Raw genomic sequence first — 19,496 nt, forward strand, 5'->3', positions numbered from 1 at the left:
GGCGGGTCAGGGCACGTCGAGCAGCGTGCCGGTGGCCGGCGCGCGCCTCCGGGCGGCGTCGGCCGTCATGCGGCGCATGTGGTGGCGGCGGCACAGCACCTCGTACGCCACCTCGCCGGCGCCGGAGCGCACGTCCCCGACGACGACCTGGTCGCCCTCGACCACCATGACGCCGTCCACCGTGCGCGCGTTGTGCGTGGCCCGCGCCCCGCACCAGCACAGCGAACGGACCTGGAGCACCTCGACGCGGTCCGCGAGCTCGACGAGCCGCGCGGAACCCGGGAACAGGCGGGTGCGGAAGTCGGCGGTGATCCCGAAGGCGAACACGTCGATCTCGGTCTCGTCGACGAGCCGCGCGAGCTGCTCCACCTGCTCCGGCGAGTAGAACTGCGCCTCGTCGCACACCAGGTAGTCCACGGGCCGCCCCTCGCGCCCCTCGGCCTCGATGACGGCCCAGAAGTCGGTGTCGTCACCGACCTCGCGGGCGTCCACCTCCAGCCCGAGCCGGGACGACAGCCGGGACGCACCGGCGCGGTCGTCGCGCGTGAAGATGATGCCGCGCCGGCCGCGCGCCCGGTGGTTGTGGTCGGTCTGCAGCGCCAGGGTGGACTTGCCGGAGTCCATGGTCCCGGAGAAGAAGACGAGCTCGGCCATGAATGGTCCTCCTCAGGCCGCGACGAGCAGCGGGACGTGCATCTCGGTGGGGGTGAGCGACCCGTGCACGCCGGGCATCTGCCGGGCGGGCGCCGGGTGGATCCGCGAGTCGACGACGGTGGCGCGGCCCCGGGCCACGGCCAGCACGTCCCCGACGACGGGCCGGACGTGGTCGGCGACGGGACCGAACCAGCCGGCCGCGACCGCGTCGGCACCCGTGACCACCAGCGCGTCGTCGCCGAGGGCGTCGGCCCAGCGGGTGGCGAGCGCCGCGACGTCCGCGCCGGGCGCGGCGTAGACGTGGCCGAACCGCGGCTCGCCGCCCAGCAGGGCGACGTCCCGCGCGAGCTCGGGGTGCGTGGCGACGTCGTGCTGGCGCGCCGGGTCGGTGGCGACCATCCCGTGGTCGGCGGTGACGACGACCACCGTGCCGCGCGGGACGGACCGGGCGAGGCGGCGCAGCTCGCCGTCGACCTCCTCCAGGGCGTGCCCCCACTGCCACGAGTCGGGGCCGTCGCGGTGGCCGGTCTTGTCGACGTCGCCGAGGTAGAGGTACACCAGGCCCTCGGCGCGCAGGGCCCGCACGGTGGCGTCGACGGCGTCCGCGGCCCGTTCCGCGACGACGTGGCGCGGGCCGCGCAGCGCGGCGCGCGTCATGCCGGACCCGGCGAACTTGGCGCGGCCGGGCGCGACGACGGGGAGCGCGGCCCCGATCTGCTCCAGGACCGTCGGCTCGCGCTGCAGGTCCTGCGGGTCGACGCCGAACGTGCCGGACATCTTGGGTCCGGGCCGGTACGGGTCGGACTGCTCGGTCCACGACACGAGGGTCGCCAGGCCACCGGTCGCGGGGTTGCGCTGGGTGTAGCCCAGCATGCCCGTCAGGCCGGGCGAGGTGCCGGTGCCGAACGTCGCCAGCGCCGCCGCCGTGGTGGAGGGCGCGCTCGTGGTCACGGTGCGGCCGTCGCGCAGCAGGCCCCGAAGGAACGGGGCGTGGCCGCCCCGCTCGGCGAGGTTGTGCATCCCGAGGCCGTCGACGAGCACGACGACGACCCGGCGGGCGTCGGGCAGGCCGAGCGCGGCGCGGGCGGTCCCGGACTCGATGCCGGTGGCGGTGGTGACGTCGATCCCGAGGCTGCCGGCGACGGCGGGCAGCACCGCGGCGAGCGATCCCGTGCCGTACGAGGGCGCCGTGAGGTCGTCCGGCAGGACGATCGTGCTCATCGGGTGGCGCGCCCGCCCGTCCCGGTGGCGGCGGACAGCTCGCGCGCGAAGGCCATGGCCCGGCGCACGGCGTCCCGCCCCTCGGCGGCGCTGCTCACCCGCACCACGACGTCGTCGGGCGTCATCTGTCCGGTGAACCCGTGGTCGGCGTCGCATCCCGGGTCGGGGCACTGCGCGGGCTCCAGGTCGATGCGCGAGACCGCGCCCCAGCCGATCGCGAGCGTCAGCTCGGCGGCGCTGTCCCCCGGCCGGTGCTCGGCGGGCTCGGCCACGACGTGGGTGAGCGCCACGGACCGGATCTCGGCCAGCGGCACCGCCTCGGTGGTGGCGGCGGCCGAGGACGGGTTCGCGGCGTCGCCCTCGTGGTCGTCGACGTGCGCGGTCACCAGGCGGGTCGGCGTCAGCGCCAGCACGGTGAGGTGGCGGCGCACCTGGCTGTCGAAGGTCGTCTCGGCCTGCACGAGGTGCGCGAGGACCGTCTCGTCGGCGAGGGCCACGTCGACGACGTCGGTCACGAGGTCGGGGTAGTAGCCCGCACGGTAGATGTGGGCGTCGAGCTCGTCACGGAGGTTCTTGCGGGTGGTCGCGGAAGGCACCTGCGCATTGTCCCACTGTCGCGGGGTCCCGGGCCATGCGCGTCGTCGGAGGTGCACGCGCTACCCCGGCAGGGCCCGGCGCAGCGCGTCCGCGCGCCGGCCCGCGAGCCGCAGCCGGCCCGACGCGTGCAGCACGGACGCGCCGTCGGCGCCGACCACCACGGGGTACAGCTCGAACGCCGCGAGCTCGGGCAGGTCGTCGGCCATGACGGAGACGCGCGCGAGGACGTCCTCCAGGGCGTCGACGTCCACCGGCGGGGCGCCGCCGTACCCGTACAGGCGCGGCGCGGCGCGCACGGTGGACACCATCGCGGCGACGTCGACGTCGGTGAGCGGCGGGATGCCGTGCGCCACGTCGTCGAGCAGGTCGACGGCGTCGCCCGCGAGGCCGAACGACACCATCGGGCCGAACAGGGGGTCCTCCGCGGACCGCACGACGCAGGCCACACCCTTCGGCGCCATCGCCTGCACCTCGAACGCGGGGTCGGTCTCCCCCACGACGTCCCGCGCGACCGCGCACAGCCGGGCGACGTCGTCGCGCAGGTCCTCGGGGCCGGTGATGTCGAGCCGCACCCCGCCGAGGTCGGTGCGGTGCCGCAGCGCCGGGGACGAGCTCTTCAGCGCGACCGGCCAGCCCACCTCGTCGGCGGCGGCCACGGCCTCGTCGGCGGTGCGGACGAGCCGGGCGGGCCACAGCCGGATGCCGTAGCAGTCGAGCAGGGCCGCGCCGTCGTCCTCGGAGAGCTCGTGCGCCCCGTCGGCGGCGAGCCAGTCCTCGACGAGCCGGCGGGCGCGGCGGGTGTCGATCCCGTCGGGTGCCACGTAGTGACCGCGGTCCTCGGCGCGGGACCGGGCGTGCTCGGCCACCTTGCCGAGCGCGACGACCGCGTCCTCCGGCGTCGAGAAGGCCGGGACGTGCACCAGCGAGCCGTCCGGGGCGGGGGCGGTCAGCTCGTCCGGCATGCCGTGCAGGCCCAGCATCGACACCACGGTGGTCCGGCCGGTGCGCGCCGCGGCCTGCGCCACCGCCCGCGCCACGGCACCGGTGCGGGGCTGCACCACGGGGACGTCCACCGCCACGACGGCGTCGCACGCCCCGGGGGCGTACAGGGCGTCCACGGCCCGGGCGATGTCGTCCTCGTGCGCGTGCGGCTGCAGGTAGTCGCTGGACGCCGCCACGACCAGCCCCTCGGAGGCCGCGGCCTCGGCGACCAGCACCGCGAGCGCCGACGACGACGCGAGGATGCCGACCCGGTTGCCCGCGGGCAGGGGCTGGTGGGCGAGCACCTGGGCGACGTCCATGAGCTGGTGGGTGTTGTCGGCCTGGATGACGCCCGACTGGCGCAGCAGCTCGTCCAGCAGGCGGCGGGGCGCGTGGGTGGCGCGGACGGCGTGCCCGGGCGGCACCACGTGCCCGGACCTGCCTGCCGTCGCCACCACCACGGGCTTGACCGCGGACAGCCGGCGCGCGATGCGGGAGAACTTGCGCGGGTTGCCGATGGACTCCAGGTAGAGGCAGACCACGCGCGTGCCGTCGTCGTCGAGCCAGTACTGCATGAGGTCGTTGCCGGAGACGTCCGCCCGGTGCCCGGCCGAGACCAGCGAGGACACCCCGAGCCCGCGCCGCCGCAGGGTCGCGGTGAGGGTGACGGCCGCCGCGGCGGACTGGCAGAACAGCCCGACCACGCCGGGGGCGGGGGCGTGCAGCGCGAGGGAGGCGCGCAGGCCCGCGCCGCCGGTGGTGGTGAGCAGGCCGAACGACACCGGTCCCACCACGCGCAGGCCGGCCGCGTGCGCGGTGCGGACCACGTCCCGGCGGCGCTCCAGCCCCTCGGGCCCGGACTCGGCGTAGCCCCCGGACAGCACGACGACGCCGCGGGCGCCGGCCAGCGCGACCCGGCGCACGACGTCGACCGCGGTCTCGGGCCGCACCGCGAGCAGGGCGAGCTCGACCTCGCCGACGTCGTCCCAGCCGACGGCGAGCCGTACCCCGGCGGGGACGTCACCGGGCACGTCGAGCGCCACCAGCTCCGTGTCGCCGGGGTCGGCGGCGGCCGCGTCCAGCACCCGTCGTGCGAGCAGGCCCTCCGGCGTCGACGCGTCGGGGCCGGCACCGACCAGCAGGACCCGGCGCGCCGACAGCAGCCCGTCCATCGACCGCGCCTCGGCGCGGTGCTCCCGGTCGGCCATGACCGCGCGGGACCGCTCGGTGGGGTCCAGGTCGATGCCGACCGACACCACGCCGTCGTCCAGGTGCTGCGAGATCTCGTACCCCGCGTCGCGGAACACACCCAGCATCGCGCCGTTCTGCGGCAGGACCTCCGCGGTGAACCGGCGCAGCCCGCGCTCGCGCGCCGCGGCGGCGACGTGCTCCAGCAGCACCGACGCCAGCCCCTTGCCCTGCAGGGAGTCCGCGATGTTGAAGGCGACCTCCGCCTCGCCGTCCGCGATCGTGTCGAACCGCGCCACGCCGAGGATGTCGTCCCGCTCGGTGCCGTCGTCGGCGCGGCCCGGCCGCACCGCGACCAGTGCGACCCGGCCGGTGTGGTCGACCTCCACCAGGCGTCGCAGCTCCCGGTCGGTGAGCCGGGCGATCGGCGCGAAGAACCGGAAGTACGTCGACCGCTCCGACTGCCCGGTGTGGAAGCGTTGCAGGGCGTCCGCGTCGTCCGGGCGGATCGGCCGCACGTGCATCGTGCTGCCGTCGCGCAGCACGACGTCGGCCTCCCACTCGACGGGGTAGGCGGAACCGGCGGCGTCCATCCGAGCAGGCTAGCCGCTGCGTGCGACGACCGCGCCGACGACCGCGCCGACAGGTGATCCCCAGGTTCGCCGCAGGCTCGTCCGAGGTTCGCGCGCCACGGTGGCACCGATCCCGAGGACCTGCGAGGACGAGGAGCACCACGATGAGGCGACGGTTCTGGCGAACGACGGCGACCGCCTCCGCGCTCGGCCTGGCCGCGCTCGGCGTCGGGTCCGCCGCGAGCGCCGAAGACCTGGCGACGACGACCGACGAGACCGTGCGGACCACCGTCGTCGTGGGCGCCCCGACTCTCGCGCGGACCGGCACGGGGTCCGGCACGGCGACCGACACCGCGGCGGCCCGCTGGGCGGCGGCCCTGCAGGAGCTCGTCGACGACGGGACGATCACCGCGGAGCAGCGCGACGCCGCCGTCGCCGGTGTCACGGGGCGTCGCACGGCGACCCGGACCACGACCGTGACGTCGCCGGGCAGCCGGACCGGCACCCCGTCCGGCGGCTCGTCCCGCGCGGTGCCGGGTGCGGTGGCGGGCACGGCCTCGGTCCCGGCGTCGGGCACGTCGACCGACGAGGACGTGCCGGTCGTCGACCACGCCTGCGCCGCCGTCACGCTGGGCCTGACCGTCGAGGAGCTGCGCACGGCCCTGGCGGAGCACGGGGCGACCCTCGCCTCGGTGGCGGACGCCCGGGGGGTGGGCGCGGGCAGCCTGGTCCGCGCGCTGACGACGGACGCCGGCCGGCGGATCGACGCGGCCGTGGCCGCCGGGTCCCTGTCCGTGGACGACGCCGCCGAGCGGACGGCCGTGCTCGCCGCCGTCGTCCGGGACGCCGTCCAGGCCGAGTACCCCGACCCGCTCGTCGCCCGGCGCGGGCTGCGGACCGTCTGAGCTCAGAGTCGTCCGGGCTCAGAAGAGGTCGGCGAGGAGCGCCGCGGCCCGGGCGGCGCCGTCGGTCTCGACGGGCCGGTAGCGGACCTCGGTGCCCACGGCCTTGACGATCTCCTCGGCGAGCAGGTCGGGGTCGCAGGCGTCCTCGTACGGCACGCAGCGGCCCGCCGCGTACCGGTCGAGCCGGTGGCGCACGTGCAGGTTCTGCTCGAAGTGGTCGCGCAGCGGCACGTAGAGGAACGGGCGCTGGGCGGCGGCGAGCTCCATGCAGGTGGTCAGGCCGCCCTGCACCACGGCCAGGTCGCACGCGGCGAGGTGGCGGTACAGGTCCGGCAGGTAGCCGAGGACGTCCACGCCGTCGTGCCGCGGCAGGGCCGCCGGGTCGATCCGGGGCCCGGCGACGACGACGAATCGCAGCTCGGGTCGGCGGCGGCGGGCCAGCGGCGCGGCGTCGAGGACGCGCCGCAGCAGCGCCTCGCCCACGCCGGACCCGCCCACGGTGACGAGCACCAGCAGCTCGTCGGGGCGGCAGCCGAGGGACTCCCGGGCGGCCCGGCGGTCGGCCTCGTCCGGGGGCTCGAAGCCGGTGACGTAGCCGGAGAACGAGAAGTTGCGCTCGGTCCACTCCCGGATGCCGGGCAGGCCGGGCCCGAACGCGTCGTCCACGACGTCGCCGGGATTGCCGACGAACACCGAGGCGTCCCGCAGCCGCCGGTAGCGGGAGCGCTGCTCGATCATCTCCGCGTTGTAGTCGGCGGTCAGCGCGGCCTCCGCTCCCCCGCCCCACGGCATGGGCAGCCAGCCCACGAAGTCGGTCATCCAGGCGTAGGAGTACCGCTTGAGCTCGGGGTTCTCGTGCAGGAAGTAGTCGACGTCCCAGGCCTCGTCCGCGACGACGAGGTCGTACGGCGTCTCGCGCACGACGTCGTCGAACACGAGGAAGTTGTGCACGAGGATCTCGTCCATGCGTCGCACGGCCTGGAACGCGTGCAGGTCGTGGTCGGCGGACTCGTCCTCGATGTGCGCGGACTCGCTGGCGAGCCATCGCGACGCCGGGTGGACCCGCTCGCCCGCGTCGGCCAGCACCTGCGTCACCGGGTGCTGGGCGAGCCAGTCGACCTCCAGGTCGGGGTGGTGGCGGCGCAGCTTGCGCGCGACGGCGACGTCACGGCGGGCGTGCCCGAGCCCGATCGGCGAGGACAGGTACAGGGCCCGCCGCCGGCGCACGGCCGCCCGGGTCCATGTGCTGCGCCGCGTCGTGCGCACCGGCGGCGTGAGGGAGTCGACGAACTCCTCGATCAGCCGGTCGACGACCACCGGGTCGCGGGACAGGGGCACGTGGCCGCCACCCCCGATGGTGACGAACCGCGCCCCCGTGAGCTCCGCGAGCCGCGCGCCGACCTCGTGCGAGGTGTTCCGGTCGTCGTCGCCGTGCATCACGAGCACGGGACAGGCGACCTGCGCGCACCGCTCCGGTGTCACGGGGTGCTCCCCCGCGCCGACCGTGGCGGCGCCGAGCGCCTCGGGGTCGGCCTCGAGGCCCCAGCCCACGGCGTCCTCGATCTGCTTCGTCGAGTGCGGCTCGGAGAACACCTGGGCGAAGAAGAAGTCGAGGAAGTCCCGCCAGGCGGCCGGGCCCTGGCGCCAGTACGGCAGGTTGCACTTCGCCCAGCCCTCGGTGGTGGCGAGCGGCTCGGTGAACGACTGCCCGCGGTCGGGCAGCGGGCCCGCGAGGCTCGGGATCGACGGCGCGATCGCCACGAAGCCGTCCACCCGCTCGGGCGCCGCCGTGGCGAGCGCGACGCCCCACGTCGCGCCGGCCGACAGGCCGACGGCGACGGCGGAGGCGGTCCCCGTGGCGTCGAGGACCGCCACCGCGTCGGCGGCGTACTCGTCGGGCGAGTAGGCGGCCGGGTCGTGAGGCCGGTCGGACCGGCCGCACCCCCGTCCGTCGAGGACGACCACCCGGTATCGCCGGGCGAGGAACGGGATCTGGAGCTTCCAGAACCGCGAGTGGATGATCGACCACGTCGGCAGCAGCAGCACCGTCGGCGCGCCCGGCCGTTCGTAGAGGTCCCACGCCACCCGCACGCCGTCGCGCACGACGACGCCCGTGACGTCCGGCCGGACCGGTGCCCCCATCGTCCTCACCCCGTCCCTCAGTCTGCTCCCCGGGCCTCCGGCTCGCGCCGTCAGCGCCGCACCTCGTAGACGAGGTTGAAGGGCGTCTGCGCGGCCACCTCGAACCGGCCGAACCCGGCGGCGGTGGCGACGTCGTGGATCCGCGCGGGACCGGCCTGCGCGCCGAGGGCGAGCCCGACGTCCTGCGAGAGCGAGGACGGCGTGCACAGCAAGGTCGAGAAGCCGTAATAGGCGCGGCCGATGGGGTGCAGGTTGTCCTCGACGCGGTCCCCGGCCGCCGGCTCGACGATCATCCAGGTGCCGTCGTCGGCGAGGGCGTCGAGCACGTGCCGCCCGGCCCCCACGGGGTCGCCCATGTCGTGCAGGCAGTCGAACATCGTCACGAGGTCCAGCCCCGTCTCGTCGAAACCGTCCGCCGTCGCGACGGCGAACCGCACCCGGTCGGCCACGCCGGCCTCGGCCGCCCGCTCGCGCGCCGCCTCGATCGACCCCTCGTGGTAGTCGTAGCCGACGAACGTGGAGGCCGGGAACGCCTGCGCCATGAGGATCGTCGAGGCGCCGAAGCCGCAGCCGACGTCGGCCACGGTGGCCCCGCGCTGCAGCTTGTCGACGACGCCGTCGAGCGCCGGGAGCCACGCGGCCACGAGGTTCGCGTGGTAGCCGGGGCGGAAGAACCGCTCGGTGCCGGCGTGGACGTCGTGGGTGTGCTCGTGCCAGCCGAACCCGGTGCCGTTGCGCGCGGCCTCGACGATGTGCTCGGTGCCGTGCAGGGCGCCGAGCGCCGTCTGGAACAGCCCCGGCAGGAACGCCGGGCTGTCCTCGACGGTGAGCGCCACCGCCTGCTCGGGCTCCAGGGTGTAGCGGGCCGACGCCGGGTCGTAGGTGACGTAGTCGCCCGCGGCCTGGGCGTTGAGCCACTCGCGCACGTACGGCTCGGCGGTGCCGGTCCGGTCCGCGACCTCGGCCGGCGTGCTCGGGCCGTGGGCCGCCAGGTCACGGTAGAGGCCGAGCCGGTCGCCCAGCACGACCAGGGCGGTGTTGAGGGTCGCACCGGCGTCGCCGACGGCGCGGCCGACGAACGCCATGAGGGCGTCCATGTCGATGGCGGGCGCCTCGGTCGGCGGGTTCTCCAGGGTGGTCATGTCCTTCTCCTTCGTCGGGTGCCGGCCCGTCGCCGGCAGGTGTCCCGTCACTCCCCCGACGCTAGGAACCGGGCCGGGGCCGCCGCGTCCGGGGACCCACCTGGTGGTGCGACGACCGCCCCCCTGGTCGAGACTCGGGGCATGCTCGTGGGGCGGGACGACGAGGTGGCCGCGCTGGGGCGGCTCGTCGCCGGGGCGCGCCTCGGCCGCGGCGGCGCGACGGCGCTGCTCGGCGAGCCCGGGATGGGCAAGAGCTCCCTGCTGACCGACGCCGCCGGGCGGGCGGGCGGGACGTGCCGGGTCCTGACCGCCCAGGGGGCCACCTCCGAGACGGAGGTGGCGTTCGCCGGCCTGTCCCAGCTCCTCGCGCCGGTCCTCGACCGGGTCGACACCCTGCCGGCGCGCCAGCGGGACGCGCTGCGCTCCGCCCTCGCGCTCGGCGCCCCCGCCGGCGGCGACCGGCTGGCCGTCGGCGCCGCGACGCTCGCCACGCTCACGCGGTGCGCCGAGGAGTCGCCGGTCGTGGTGCTGGTCGACGACCTGCACCTGCTGGACGTGCCGTCGGTGCAGGCGCTGACCTTCGCGGCGCGTCGGCTGGCCGCCGACCCGGTGGCGATGGTCCTCGCGGGTCGCGACCCGGAGGCGGCGGCGGCCGTCGAGGGGCTGCCGGTGCGACGGCTCGGCGGGGTGTCCGAGGAGCAGGCGCGGGTCCTCGTCGAGGACGCCCTGGGCTCCCCCGTCCCGCGGGAGCGCCTCGCGGAGCTCTACCGGCGCACGGGCGGCAACCCCCTGGCGCTCGTCGAGCTCGCGACCGACCCCGACGCGGGCGCGGAGATGCCCGGGCTGCCGGCGGCGGTGCCCGAGGCCGTGGCCCGCACCTTCGAGCACCGCGTCGCCCGGCTCCCGGCGGCCGCGCAGGCGGCGCTGCTCGTCGCGGCGGTCGCGGACGGCGACCTCGCCACGACCACGGCGGCGGCCCGCGCCCTGGGTGCGGACGCCGCGGACCTCGGTCCGGCCGAGGACGCCGGGCTCGTGCGCACCGCCGGCGGCCGGGTCGTGTTCCGCCACCCCCTGCTGCAGTCGGTGGCGTACACCCGGCGCCCCGCGACGGAGCGCCGGGCGGCCCACCGCGCCGTGGCCGACGCCCTGCTTCCCGGCGACGAGGACCGCCGCGCCTGGCACCTCGCGGAGTCGGTGGGCGGCGTCGACGCGCAGGTGGCCCGGCTCGTCGAGGCGGCGGCCGAGCGCGCCGTGGACCGCTGGGGCTGCGCCGTGGCGTCGACGAGCTTCGAGCGGGCCGCCGGGCTCAGCGTGACGCCCGCCGAGCGTGCCGGACGGCTCGTGCGGGCGGCCGAGAACGCCTGGGCCGCCGGGGACGCCCCGCGCGCCCTCGCGCTGCTGGACGAGGTGGCGGTGCTACGGCCGGAGCCCGCCGTGGCGTTCGCGGCCGACGACCTGCGCGCCACCGTCGCGGTGCACACGGGCTCGCTGCGCCGCGCCCTGGAGATGCTCGTCGACCTCGCCCACCGCGCGCCCGACGCCGCGACCCGGGCCCGCCTGCTGGCCGACGGCGTGCACGCCGCACTGTTCCTCGGCAGCACCCCGACGGCGTCGGGGCTCGCGGACGAGCTCGCCGACACGCTCCCCGACCTCACCGAGCCCGTCTCCCGGGCCGTCGCCCTGCTCGCGTGCGGCGTCGCGCACGTGCTGGCCGGCCGGGACGGGTCCGCGGAGTTCCGCGCGGCGGTCCCGCTCCTCGAGGCGGCCGGCGCGCCCGCCGCCGGGGACCTGCGGTGGCCGTGGGTGATGTCCGCGCCGCTGTTCCTGCGGGACACCTCCGGGGAGTCCTCCGTGCGCCCGCGGGTGACCGAGGCACGCCGCGCGGCGACGCCCGCCGCGCTCCCCGGCCTGCTGTTCGTCATCGCGCGGTACGAGGCCACCGTCGAGAGCTGGAACCGCGCCGAGGCCGACTACTCGCTCGCGATCGAGGTCGCCCGCGAGACCGGGCAGACCACGGAGCTCGCCGCCTCGCTCGCCGGGCGCTGCTGGCTGGCCTCGCACCAGGGCGACGCCGAGGGCTGCCGTGCCGACGCCGCGGCCGCCACCGCGCTCTGCACGCAGGGTGACCTGCAGTTCTTCGCCGCCTGGGTCCGGTTCGCCCTCGGCGACCTCGCGCTGTCCGACGGCGACGCCGGCACCGCCGTCCGCGAGCTCTCGACGCTGCAGGACCTGCTCGCCGGCCAGGGCCTCGCCGACCCGGACCTGTCCCCCGTGCCGGAGCTCGTCGAGGCGCTCGTGCGCACCGGCGAGGTGGACCGGGCCCGCGAGATCGCGCCCGGCTACGTGGCCGCCGCGGAGGAGAAGGGCCGGCCGTGGGCCCTCGCCCGGGCCCGCCGCACCACGGGGCTGCTCGCCGACGACGACGTCGACGACGCCTTCCGGGCCGCGCTCACGCTGCACGCGAGCACCCGGGACGCGTTCGAGACCGCCCGCACGCACCTCGCGTACGGCGAGCGCCTGCGCCGGGCAGGGCGGCGGGTGGACGCCCGCGAGCAGCTCCGGGCGGCGCTCGGGCTCTTCGAGGGGCTCGGGGCGCGGCGGTGGGCCGACCGGACCGCCGCGGAGCTGACCGCGACCGGCGAGTCGGTGCAGCGCTCGGGCACGGGCTGGCGGGCCGAGCTGACGTCCCAGGAGCTCCAGGTGGCCCTGCTGCTCACCGACGGGAGCACCACCCGGGAGGCCGCCGCGGCCCTGTACCTGTCGCCCAAGACGGTCGAGTACCACCTGCGCAAGGTGTACACGAAGCTCGACGTCCACTCGCGCGACGAGCTCGCGGCGCTGCTCACCGACGGCGGCTGAGGTCGAGCGCCCGAGCCGACCGCGGGACCCTGCGCCCTGTCGTCGAGGTTTCGTCCTCGGCTGGCGCTACGCTGCCCTCGAACGCCTGTCCGTGTCCCCGGCACGGCGGGCCCGACCACCCGAGCTGAGCCACCAGGAGCCGCACCGCATGGCGCGCACGAAGCCCGCACCCGTCGCCGACGAGCCGTTCGACGAGAAGATCGTCGACATCGACGTCGCGCAGGAGATGGAGACGTCGTTCCTCGAGTACGCGTACTCCGTCATCTACTCGCGTGCGCTGCCCGACGCCCGGGACGGCCTCAAGCCCGTCCAGCGCCGGATCCTCTACATGATGGCCGACATGGGCCTGCGCCCCGACCGGCCCTACGTGAAGTCGTCCCGCGTGGTCGGCGAGGTGATGGGCAAGCTGCACCCGCACGGCGACGCCGCCATCTACGACGCGCTCGTGCGGCTCGCCCAGGACTTCTCCCTGCGCCTGCCGCTGGTGGACGGGCACGGCAACTTCGGCTCGCTCGACGACGGCCCCGCCGCCCCCCGGTACACCGAGGCCCGGCTCGCCGCGCCGTCGACCGTCATGACGGCCGGCCTCGACGAGGACGTCGTCGAGTTCGTCCCGAACTACGACAACAAGCTCACCCAGCCCGAGGTGCTTCCCGCCGCCATCCCGAACCTGCTCGTCAACGGGGCGTCCGGCATCGCGGTGGGCATGGCCACGAACATGCCGCCGCACAACCTCGTCGAGGTCGTCGCCGCGGCCCGGCACCTGCTCGACAACCCGGCCGCGACGCTCGAGGACGTCATGCGGTTCGTCCCCGGTCCCGACCTGCCCAGCGGCGGCAAGATCGTCGGCCTCGACGGCGTGCGCGACGCCTACCGCACGGGCCGCGGCACGTTCCGCACCCGCGCCACCGCGCGCGTGGAGAACGTCACCCCGCGCCGCAAGGGCATCGTCGTGACCGAGCTGCCGTACACGGTCGGCCCGGAGAAGGTCATCGAGAAGATCGCCGACGGCGTCAAGGCGAAGAAGATCCAGGGCGTCGTCAACGTGCAGGACCTCACCGACCGCGCCCACGGGCTGCGCGTCGTCGTCGAGGTCAAGACGGGGTTCGACCCCGACGCCGTGCTGGAGCAGCTCTACCGCGCCACACCGCTCGAGGACTCGTTCGGCATCAACAACGTCGCGCTCGTGGAGGGGCAGCCCCGGACCCTGGGCCTGCTGGAGCTGCTGCGCGTGTGGGTGGACCACCGCATCGACGTCGTGCGCCGCCGGTCCACGTACCGGCTCGGCAAGCGCAAGGACCGCCTGCACCTCGTCGAGGGTCTGCTGGTGGCGATCCTCGACATCGACGAGGTCATCCAGGTCATCCGGTCCTCGGACGACGCCTCCGCCGCGCGCGAGCGCCTGCGGTCCGTGTTCGACCTGTCCGAGCCGCAGGCCACGTACATCCTGGACCTGCAGCTGCGCCGCCTGACGAAGTTCTCGCGCATCGAGCTGGAGTCGGAGAAGTCCGAGCTCGAGGCCGAGATCGCCGCGCTGGAGGCGATCCTCGCGGACGAGGCACGCCTGCGCGGCGTGGTGTCCGACGAGATGGCCGACGTCGCGGCGACGTACGGCACGCCGCGTCGCACCGTCCTGCTGGACTCCGCCGGCGGCACCGCGTCGTCGCAGGCGACGGTCCCCGCACGGGGCCGCAACGCGCCCGCGATCGACCTGGAGATCAAGGACTCCCCCACGCGGGTCCTGCTGTCCGCGACCGGGCTGCTGGCCCGCACGTCGGGCGAGGGCGCCGAGGCGCCGGTCGAGCGGGCGGGACGGCGCCACGCGCACGACGCGCTGCTCGGCGACGTCGGCACGTCGACGCGCTCCGAGGTGGGCCTCGTCACGACCACGGGCAGGCTGCACAAGCTGTCCGTGCTCGAGCTGCCCGCGCTGCCCGCCACCGACGGGCCGCCGTCGCTGTCCGGCGGCGTCCCGGTGCGCGAGATGGTCACGCTGGAGGCCGGTGAGGAGCCCGTGGCCGTGGTGTCGCTCGCCGAGGACGCCCCCACGCTGGCGCTCGGCACCCGCCAGGGCGTGGTCAAGCGCGTCGCCGCCGGGGACGCCCCGAAGAACGGTGACGTGTGGGAGGTCGTGGCCCTCAAGGACGGCGACGCCGTCGTGGGTGCCGCACCGGCGGGCGAGGGCGACGAGCTGGTGTTCGTGGCGTCCGACGCGAGCCTGCTGCACTTCGACGCCTCCGCGGTGCGTCCGCAGGGTCGGGCCGCGGCCGGGATGGCCGGCATCCGCCTCGGCGCGGGCCAGCAGGTCGTGTTCTTCGGCGTGGCGCGGGCCGCGACGCGCGACCTGCACACCGTCGTCACGCTCGCCGGGGCCTCCGGGGCGCTGCCCGGCACGGGCGGCGGGTCGGTCAAGGTCACGCCGTACGAGCTCTACCCCGGCAAGGGCCGCGGCACCGGCGGCGTGCGCGCGCACCGGTTCCTCAAGGGCGAGGACGCGATCGTCCTGGCCTGGGTGGGCGAGGGCCCGGCCCGCGCGGTCGGGTCCGGCGGCCAGCCCGTCGACCTGCCGGAGGACAACCTGCGCCGCGACGGCTCGGGCGTGCCGCTGGCGGGTCCGGTCGCCGCGATCGGCTGACCTTCCCATGCAAGGTGCATGCGCGTAGTGTGGTGTGCATGTCCACGCTCCAGGTGAGGGACGTCCCCGACGACGTCAAGCAGATCCTCAAGGTCAGGGCGGCCGCGGCCGGTCAGAGCCTCTCGGAGTACGTGCTCCACGAGCTCCAGGAGCTCACCGGCCGCCCGACCCTGGCCGAGCTGAGCGCACGGATCGAGGCGCGAGGAACCTACGCCCCGACGCGGAGCGCCGCCGACGTGCTCGCCGACGAGCGGGCCGCTCGCCGGTGACGCTCGTCCTCGACGCGTCCGTCCTCGCCGAGTTTCTCGTCGGCAGCCCTGCCGGCCGGGAGGCCGCGCGACGGGTCGGTGGGGGTGGCTCGCTGCACCTGCCCCACCTCGCCGTCGTCGAGGTGACGTCCGTGCTGCGCGGATGGGTCGCGGGAGGTCACGTCCCCGCCCAGCGCGCGGAGGGCGCGCTCGAGGATCTCGCCGCGCTGCGCGCCGACCGGTGGCCGATCGAGCCGCTGCTGGGGCGCGTCTGGGAGCTCCGGGCGAACCTGACCGTCTATGACGCGACCTACGTCGCCCTGGCGGAGTCGCTCGGCGCCACCCTCCTCACGGCGGACCGGCGCCTCGGACGGGCGGCCGATCAGCTCGGCCGCTGCCCGGTCGAGCTGATCGACGCCTCGACCGGTCGGTGACGACCGCGCCGGTCCTCACCCCTCGCCGGTACGAGGGGCGAGCGCCGCGGCGATCGCGTCTCCCAGATCGGTCGGGCGAGTGAACATCGGCCAGTGCCCGGTCGGCAGGTCGACGATCTCGTAGTCGTGGTGCCGGGACAGCTCGGCGACGTACGGGTGGCCCTGCGCCATGAGGCCGCGCAGCACGTCGGACGGCATCTCCGAGGCGACGACGGTCGTCGGGACGTCGAGGCGGGACAGGTCGTCGGAGAGCCGGTGCGGCTCGCGGACCGTCGCGCCCGGCTGCGGCACGGCCCGCTCCCGGAACTGCCGGCGGAGCTCGTCGGTGAGCCCGACCAGCGACTGGTCGTCGAGGTCCGCCCAGTCCGGCAGGTCGTGGTCGACGACGTCGGCGGGCAGGTCCGCGTCCACCGCCTGACCGTCGGCGAACGGGCCGGAGTCGACGTACACGACCCGGGCCACGCGGCCCGGGCGTGCGTCGGAGGCCGCGTAGACCAGCCCGCCGCCGGCGGAGTGACCGACGAGGGCGACCTCGGCGTCCGCGGGCAGCGCGTCGATCTGCTCCACGACGGCGGCGACGTGGTCGGCGAGCGTGACGCCGGAGCGGTCGTCGTCGCCCGAGGCCATGCCCGGCAGGGTGAGGGGGTGCACGGTGTGCCCGGCCGCGACCAGCGGCGGGGTGACGGCGTCCCAGGCGGACGCGTTCAACCAGAAGCCCGGTACGAGGATGACATCCATCCCTCGAACCTAGGCGTGACCACCGACACACCCGCAGGGTGCCGACCCGCCGGGTGGACGCCCGCCGCGCGGGTCGGTGCCCGGTGGTTGGATCGCCGGGTGACGACGTACGAGTTCTCCGCGGACACGGACCGGATCGACACCGACTGGGTGCACGCGATCCTGTCGACCCAGTACTGGGCGTTGGGTCGCTCCCGCGCCGTGCAGGACGCCGCGGTGGCGGGGTCGCGCAGCTACGGGGTGTACACCGACGACGGCACGCAGGTGGCCTACGCCCGCGCGGTGACGGACGGCGCGACGTTCGCGTGGGTCGCCGACGTCGTCGTCCACCCGGACCACCGCCGCCAGGGGCTCGGCACGCTGCTGGTGGACGGTGTCATGGCGGACCTGGCGGGCGTGCGCCGCGTGCTGCTCAAGGCGTCGCCCGAGGGCCACGACCTCTACCGCAAGGCCGGGTTCGACGACCTCGACGAGCCGGGGGCGTGGCTCCTGCGCACGCTCTCCTGACCCGGGGCGGCCGCCAGGGCCCTACGAGCCGGAGCTCTGGGGGTTGACCCGGCGGATCCACCCGACGAGGTCGGCCGTCGAGCGCGTCTGGAGCCACACCCGCCCGGGTCCCTGGAAGTCGGTGACCAGGCCCTCCCCGCCGAGCAGGGTGGACTTCCAGCTCCCGGCCTTGCGCACCGCGTACTGCACGGTCTCGTCGAACGCGACGACGTGCCCGGTGTCCAGGGTCAGGGTCTCGCCGGGGGCGAGCTCGGTGGCGACGATCGCGCCGTACGACGACATGAGCAGGTCGCCGCGCCCGCTGCACCGCAGCAGGATGAGCCCCTCGCCGCTGAAGAACGACTTGCCGCCGCCCCACTTCGAGTCGACGTCGATCGCGGGGTCGGACGCGGTCCAGGACCCGGACTGCACGAGCAGCGCCGTCGCGCCGTCCAGGGCGACCTTGGTCATGTCGCCCGGCAGCACCGCGGCGACGCCTACCTGCCCGCCGGTGTCGGAGTGGAAGTCGTTGACGAAGAAGCTCTCGCCGCCGAGGCTGCGCCGCAGCCCCTTCATGAAGCCGCCCCGGGTGGACGTCTCCATCCGGACGTCGCCGCGGGTCATGGCCATCGCCCCGGCCTCGACCCGCACGGAGCCGCCGGGCGGGAGCGCGACGGTCCCCATGGCGAACGACGGGCCGGCGGTGACGGTGACGTCCATGAGAGCTCCCCCTCGGGTGCGCGCCGGCGTGTGCCGTCGCTGCCGGTCACGCTAGCGGCGGGCCAGCACCCCCGCCACCAGCAGCGTCTGCCCGGCGAGGTAGGTGAGCATCACCCAGAACCCGTCCAGCGGCGGCGCGAACCAGTCGGTGAACGCGCCGAGCGCGATCATCGCGTCGGAGGCCAGGAAGACCGCGCCGCCGATCGCGGCGAGGCGGTGCACGCCGGTGGAGAGGACCGCCATCGTGCCCAGGCACAGCGCGTACACGACGACGGCGACGCCGAGCACCCCGGCGCCGGGCAGGCAGAGCCCCACCAGGACGACGGCGGCGAGGACGTAGACCGCCAGGACGGCGGGGCGCCGCAGCACGGAGTCGCGGCGGTGCGGCCAGAACGCGACCGCGTACACGACCTGCGCCACGAGGAACCCGCCGACCATCGCGAGGAACGCGGCGTCGCCGTCGAACAGGTCCGGCAGGGTGTCCCCCACCCAGGAGAAGGCGAGCGCGACCAGCACGAGGCGGACCAGTCGCGGGCGGGGCGCGGCCGTGGCGCACCACAGGACGGCGGCGAGCGCCGGCATGAGGAACCACTGGGTGCGGTCGGCGAGCGGGCCTGAGCCCGCGAGCTGGGCGACGAGGTGGACGGCCGTGAGCAGCAGGAACACGGCGGCGGCGAGGCGGGTGGAACGTCCGCGCAGCGCCGGGCGGGTGTGGACGACGTCGGTCACCCGCGCAGCGTAGCGGTCAGAGCTCGATGCTCAGCATCCGCGATCCGTGGGTCTTGGCGTACCCGAGGCCGGCGTAGATGCCCTGGGCTCCGGTGGGGTTCTCCGTGTCGACGTCGAGGCAGGCGAACTCCATGCCGTCGGCCCGCATGGCGTGCATCCCCGCGACGAGCGCGGCCGGGGCCCCGCGGCGGCCGCGGTAGGCGCGGCGCGTGCCGAGGATCGCGGTGTACCCGAACGTGTAGCCGCGCACCGCGAAGTCCTCGTCGAACCGCTCGTTGAGGGCGTACGCGACGACGAGCGGCTGCCCGGCGCGCAGCGCGTCGGCGGTGGCGGCGTCGGTGTCGGGGTCGGCGAGGAGGGCGTCGACGTCCGGGTCGGGGTCGACCACCACGACGCTCCACTGCGGGGCGAACCCGGTGCGACCGTGGGTCCACTGCTCCGGGGTCTGGGGCTCGCTGCCCCAGTGGTCGCGGAACGCGTCGTTGTGCGCGAGGCGGGTCGCCTCGTCGAGGTCGGCGGAGAACGGGACGACCCGCAGGCCGTCGGGCGCGATGTCGGGCAGCGGGTCGGCGTCGAGGTGACGCAGGTCGCGGCGCAGCTCGGAGTAGAAGCGCCGGGGCGTGAACCCGGCACGCTCGACGATGCGGGCCTTCGCGACGGGGCCGTCGTCCTCGGCGTACACCGCGAGGCGGGCGGGCAGCTCCTTGCCGGACTCCGCGAGCACCTGCCGGCCGCGGGCAAGCTGCCAGGCGAACAGCTCGCGCCCGATGCCCTCGCCGCGGCGGGCGGGGTGGACGCCGCCGAACAACACGACCCGCACGGTGCGGGTGTCGCCCGGCATCGACTCGACCTGCGCGTACGCGACCAGCGTGCCGTCGGCGTCGTGGCCGAGCAGGGAGTCGGTGTCGAAGCGGCGCCAGGGCGCGTCGAACAGCTCGGTGATCTCCTCGATCACCTCCCGGTAGGGCTCGGCGTCGGCCTCGGCGATGGTGTTGCGCAGGTCCAGCAGGGCGGGGGCGTCCGCCTTCGTGGCGGGCCGCCAGGTGAGGCCACCGGCGGTGATCTCCGGCAGGGTCGCGGGGGCGTCGGCGCGCTGCGCGATGGGCGCGAGCGTCTCGGTCGTCGCGGTGAGGTCGGGGCTCGGCATGCTGCGAGGCTACGTCTCACCGGTCGGCGCTCGCACGGGATTTCTCGCGGGCGCGACTACGCTGGTCCGGTGACCGTCTCGCTCGACCTCGCCGCCGC

16 protein-coding genes are annotated in these 19,496 nt (G+C 75.8%); 6 read left to right on the plus strand and 10 right to left on the minus strand.

Features of this window, described 5'->3' with window-relative positions; all coding sequences use genetic code 11:
• Positions 1-6 precede the first annotated feature (6 nt).
• Genes ATJ88_RS10580 through ATJ88_RS10595 form a run of 4 tightly spaced genes read right to left on the minus strand, consistent with a single transcriptional unit; the run spans position 7 to position 5,234 of the window.
• Positions 7-654, minus strand: coding sequence for a thymidine kinase (locus tag ATJ88_RS10580; protein WP_098463790.1), 648 nt, complete (start codon positions 652-654; stop codon positions 7-9).
• A 12-nt stretch (positions 655-666) separates the two neighbouring features.
• Positions 667-1,875: an alkaline phosphatase family protein gene (locus ATJ88_RS10585; protein ID WP_098463791.1), complete on the minus strand. Its 1,209-nt coding sequence runs from the start codon at positions 1,873-1,875 to the stop codon at positions 667-669.
• A complete protein-coding gene (locus tag ATJ88_RS10590) occupies positions 1,872-2,471 on the minus strand; it encodes a DUF5998 family protein (protein ID WP_098463792.1) in 600 nt (199 codons plus the stop codon). Before ATJ88_RS10590 ends, ATJ88_RS10585 begins: the two co-directional genes overlap by 4 nt.
• A gap of 60 nt (positions 2,472-2,531) precedes the next feature.
• Positions 2,532-5,234, minus strand: coding sequence for a GNAT family N-acetyltransferase (locus ATJ88_RS10595; protein WP_098463793.1), 2,703 nt, complete (start codon positions 5,232-5,234; stop codon positions 2,532-2,534).
• Positions 5,235-5,377: 143 nt separating this feature from the next.
• Between ATJ88_RS10595 and ATJ88_RS10600 the strand changes: the two genes are divergently transcribed.
• Positions 5,378-6,118 (plus strand): hypothetical protein, encoded by a 741-nt coding sequence (locus ATJ88_RS10600; RefSeq protein WP_098463794.1) that lies wholly within the window; start codon positions 5,378-5,380, stop codon positions 6,116-6,118.
• An 18-nt stretch (positions 6,119-6,136) separates the two neighbouring features.
• Here the strand turns inward: ATJ88_RS10600 and ATJ88_RS10605 are convergent, their stop codons facing one another.
• Both ATJ88_RS10605 and ATJ88_RS10610 read right to left on the minus strand, forming a co-directional pair.
• The gene (locus tag ATJ88_RS10605) at positions 6,137-8,260 is read right to left on the minus strand and encodes an alpha/beta fold hydrolase (RefSeq protein WP_098463795.1); all 2,124 of its coding nucleotides are present in this window, start codon (positions 8,258-8,260) and stop codon (positions 6,137-6,139) included.
• Between the two features lie 50 nt (positions 8,261-8,310).
• Positions 8,311-9,402 carry a class I SAM-dependent methyltransferase gene (locus tag ATJ88_RS10610; RefSeq protein ID WP_098463796.1) on the minus strand — a complete coding sequence of 364 codons (1,092 nt, stop codon included), beginning with the start codon at positions 9,400-9,402 and terminating at the stop codon, positions 8,311-8,313.
• 141 nt (positions 9,403-9,543) lie between these two features.
• On the opposite strand from ATJ88_RS10610, the gene ATJ88_RS10615 reads away from it, so the two are divergent.
• The 4 genes from ATJ88_RS10615 to ATJ88_RS10630 all read left to right on the plus strand — a co-directional run bounded on the left by ATJ88_RS10615 (position 9,544) and on the right by ATJ88_RS10630 (position 15,578).
• Positions 9,544-12,261, plus strand: coding sequence for an ATP-binding protein (locus tag ATJ88_RS10615; protein ID WP_098463797.1), 2,718 nt, complete (start codon positions 9,544-9,546; stop codon positions 12,259-12,261).
• A 148-nt stretch (positions 12,262-12,409) separates the two neighbouring features.
• Positions 12,410-14,896: a DNA gyrase/topoisomerase IV subunit A gene (locus tag ATJ88_RS10620; protein WP_098463798.1), complete on the plus strand. Its 2,487-nt coding sequence runs from the start codon at positions 12,410-12,412 to the stop codon at positions 14,894-14,896.
• Between the two features lie 38 nt (positions 14,897-14,934).
• On the plus strand, positions 14,935-15,165 hold the full coding sequence (locus ATJ88_RS10625; RefSeq protein WP_098465276.1) for a FitA-like ribbon-helix-helix domain-containing protein: 231 nt from the start codon (positions 14,935-14,937) through the stop codon (positions 15,163-15,165).
• On the plus strand, positions 15,162-15,578 hold the full coding sequence (locus ATJ88_RS10630) for a type II toxin-antitoxin system VapC family toxin (RefSeq protein WP_098463799.1): 417 nt from the start codon (positions 15,162-15,164) through the stop codon (positions 15,576-15,578). Before ATJ88_RS10625 ends, ATJ88_RS10630 begins: the two co-directional genes overlap by 4 nt.
• A gap of 15 nt (positions 15,579-15,593) precedes the next feature.
• Here the strand turns inward: ATJ88_RS10630 and ATJ88_RS10635 are convergent, their stop codons facing one another.
• Positions 15,594-16,316, minus strand: coding sequence for an alpha/beta fold hydrolase (locus ATJ88_RS10635; RefSeq protein ID WP_098463800.1), 723 nt, complete (start codon positions 16,314-16,316; stop codon positions 15,594-15,596).
• A 99-nt stretch (positions 16,317-16,415) separates the two neighbouring features.
• Here ATJ88_RS10635 and ATJ88_RS10640 point away from each other — a divergent pair, with 99 nt between their 5' ends.
• Positions 16,416-16,823, plus strand: a complete 408-nt coding sequence (locus ATJ88_RS10640; protein WP_211287498.1) for a GNAT family N-acetyltransferase — start codon at positions 16,416-16,418, stop codon at positions 16,821-16,823.
• A 21-nt stretch (positions 16,824-16,844) separates the two neighbouring features.
• Here the strand turns inward: ATJ88_RS10640 and ATJ88_RS10645 are convergent, their stop codons facing one another.
• The 3 genes from ATJ88_RS10645 to ATJ88_RS10655 are packed head-to-tail and all read right to left on the minus strand — an operon-like array spanning position 16,845 to position 19,398.
• Positions 16,845-17,522 carry a TIGR00266 family protein gene (locus tag ATJ88_RS10645; protein ID WP_098463801.1) on the minus strand — a complete coding sequence of 226 codons (678 nt, stop codon included), beginning with the start codon at positions 17,520-17,522 and terminating at the stop codon, positions 16,845-16,847.
• Between the two features lie 51 nt (positions 17,523-17,573).
• Positions 17,574-18,251 (minus strand): lysoplasmalogenase family protein, encoded by a 678-nt coding sequence (locus tag ATJ88_RS10650; RefSeq protein WP_245852353.1) that lies wholly within the window; start codon positions 18,249-18,251, stop codon positions 17,574-17,576.
• 16 nt (positions 18,252-18,267) lie between these two features.
• A complete protein-coding gene (locus tag ATJ88_RS10655) occupies positions 18,268-19,398 on the minus strand; it encodes a GNAT family N-acetyltransferase (protein ID WP_098463802.1) in 1,131 nt (376 codons plus the stop codon).
• Positions 19,399-19,496 lie beyond the last annotated feature (98 nt).

The organism is Isoptericola jiangsuensis, assembly GCF_002563715.1.
Lineage (GTDB): Bacteria > Actinomycetota > Actinomycetes > Actinomycetales > Cellulomonadaceae > Isoptericola > Isoptericola jiangsuensis.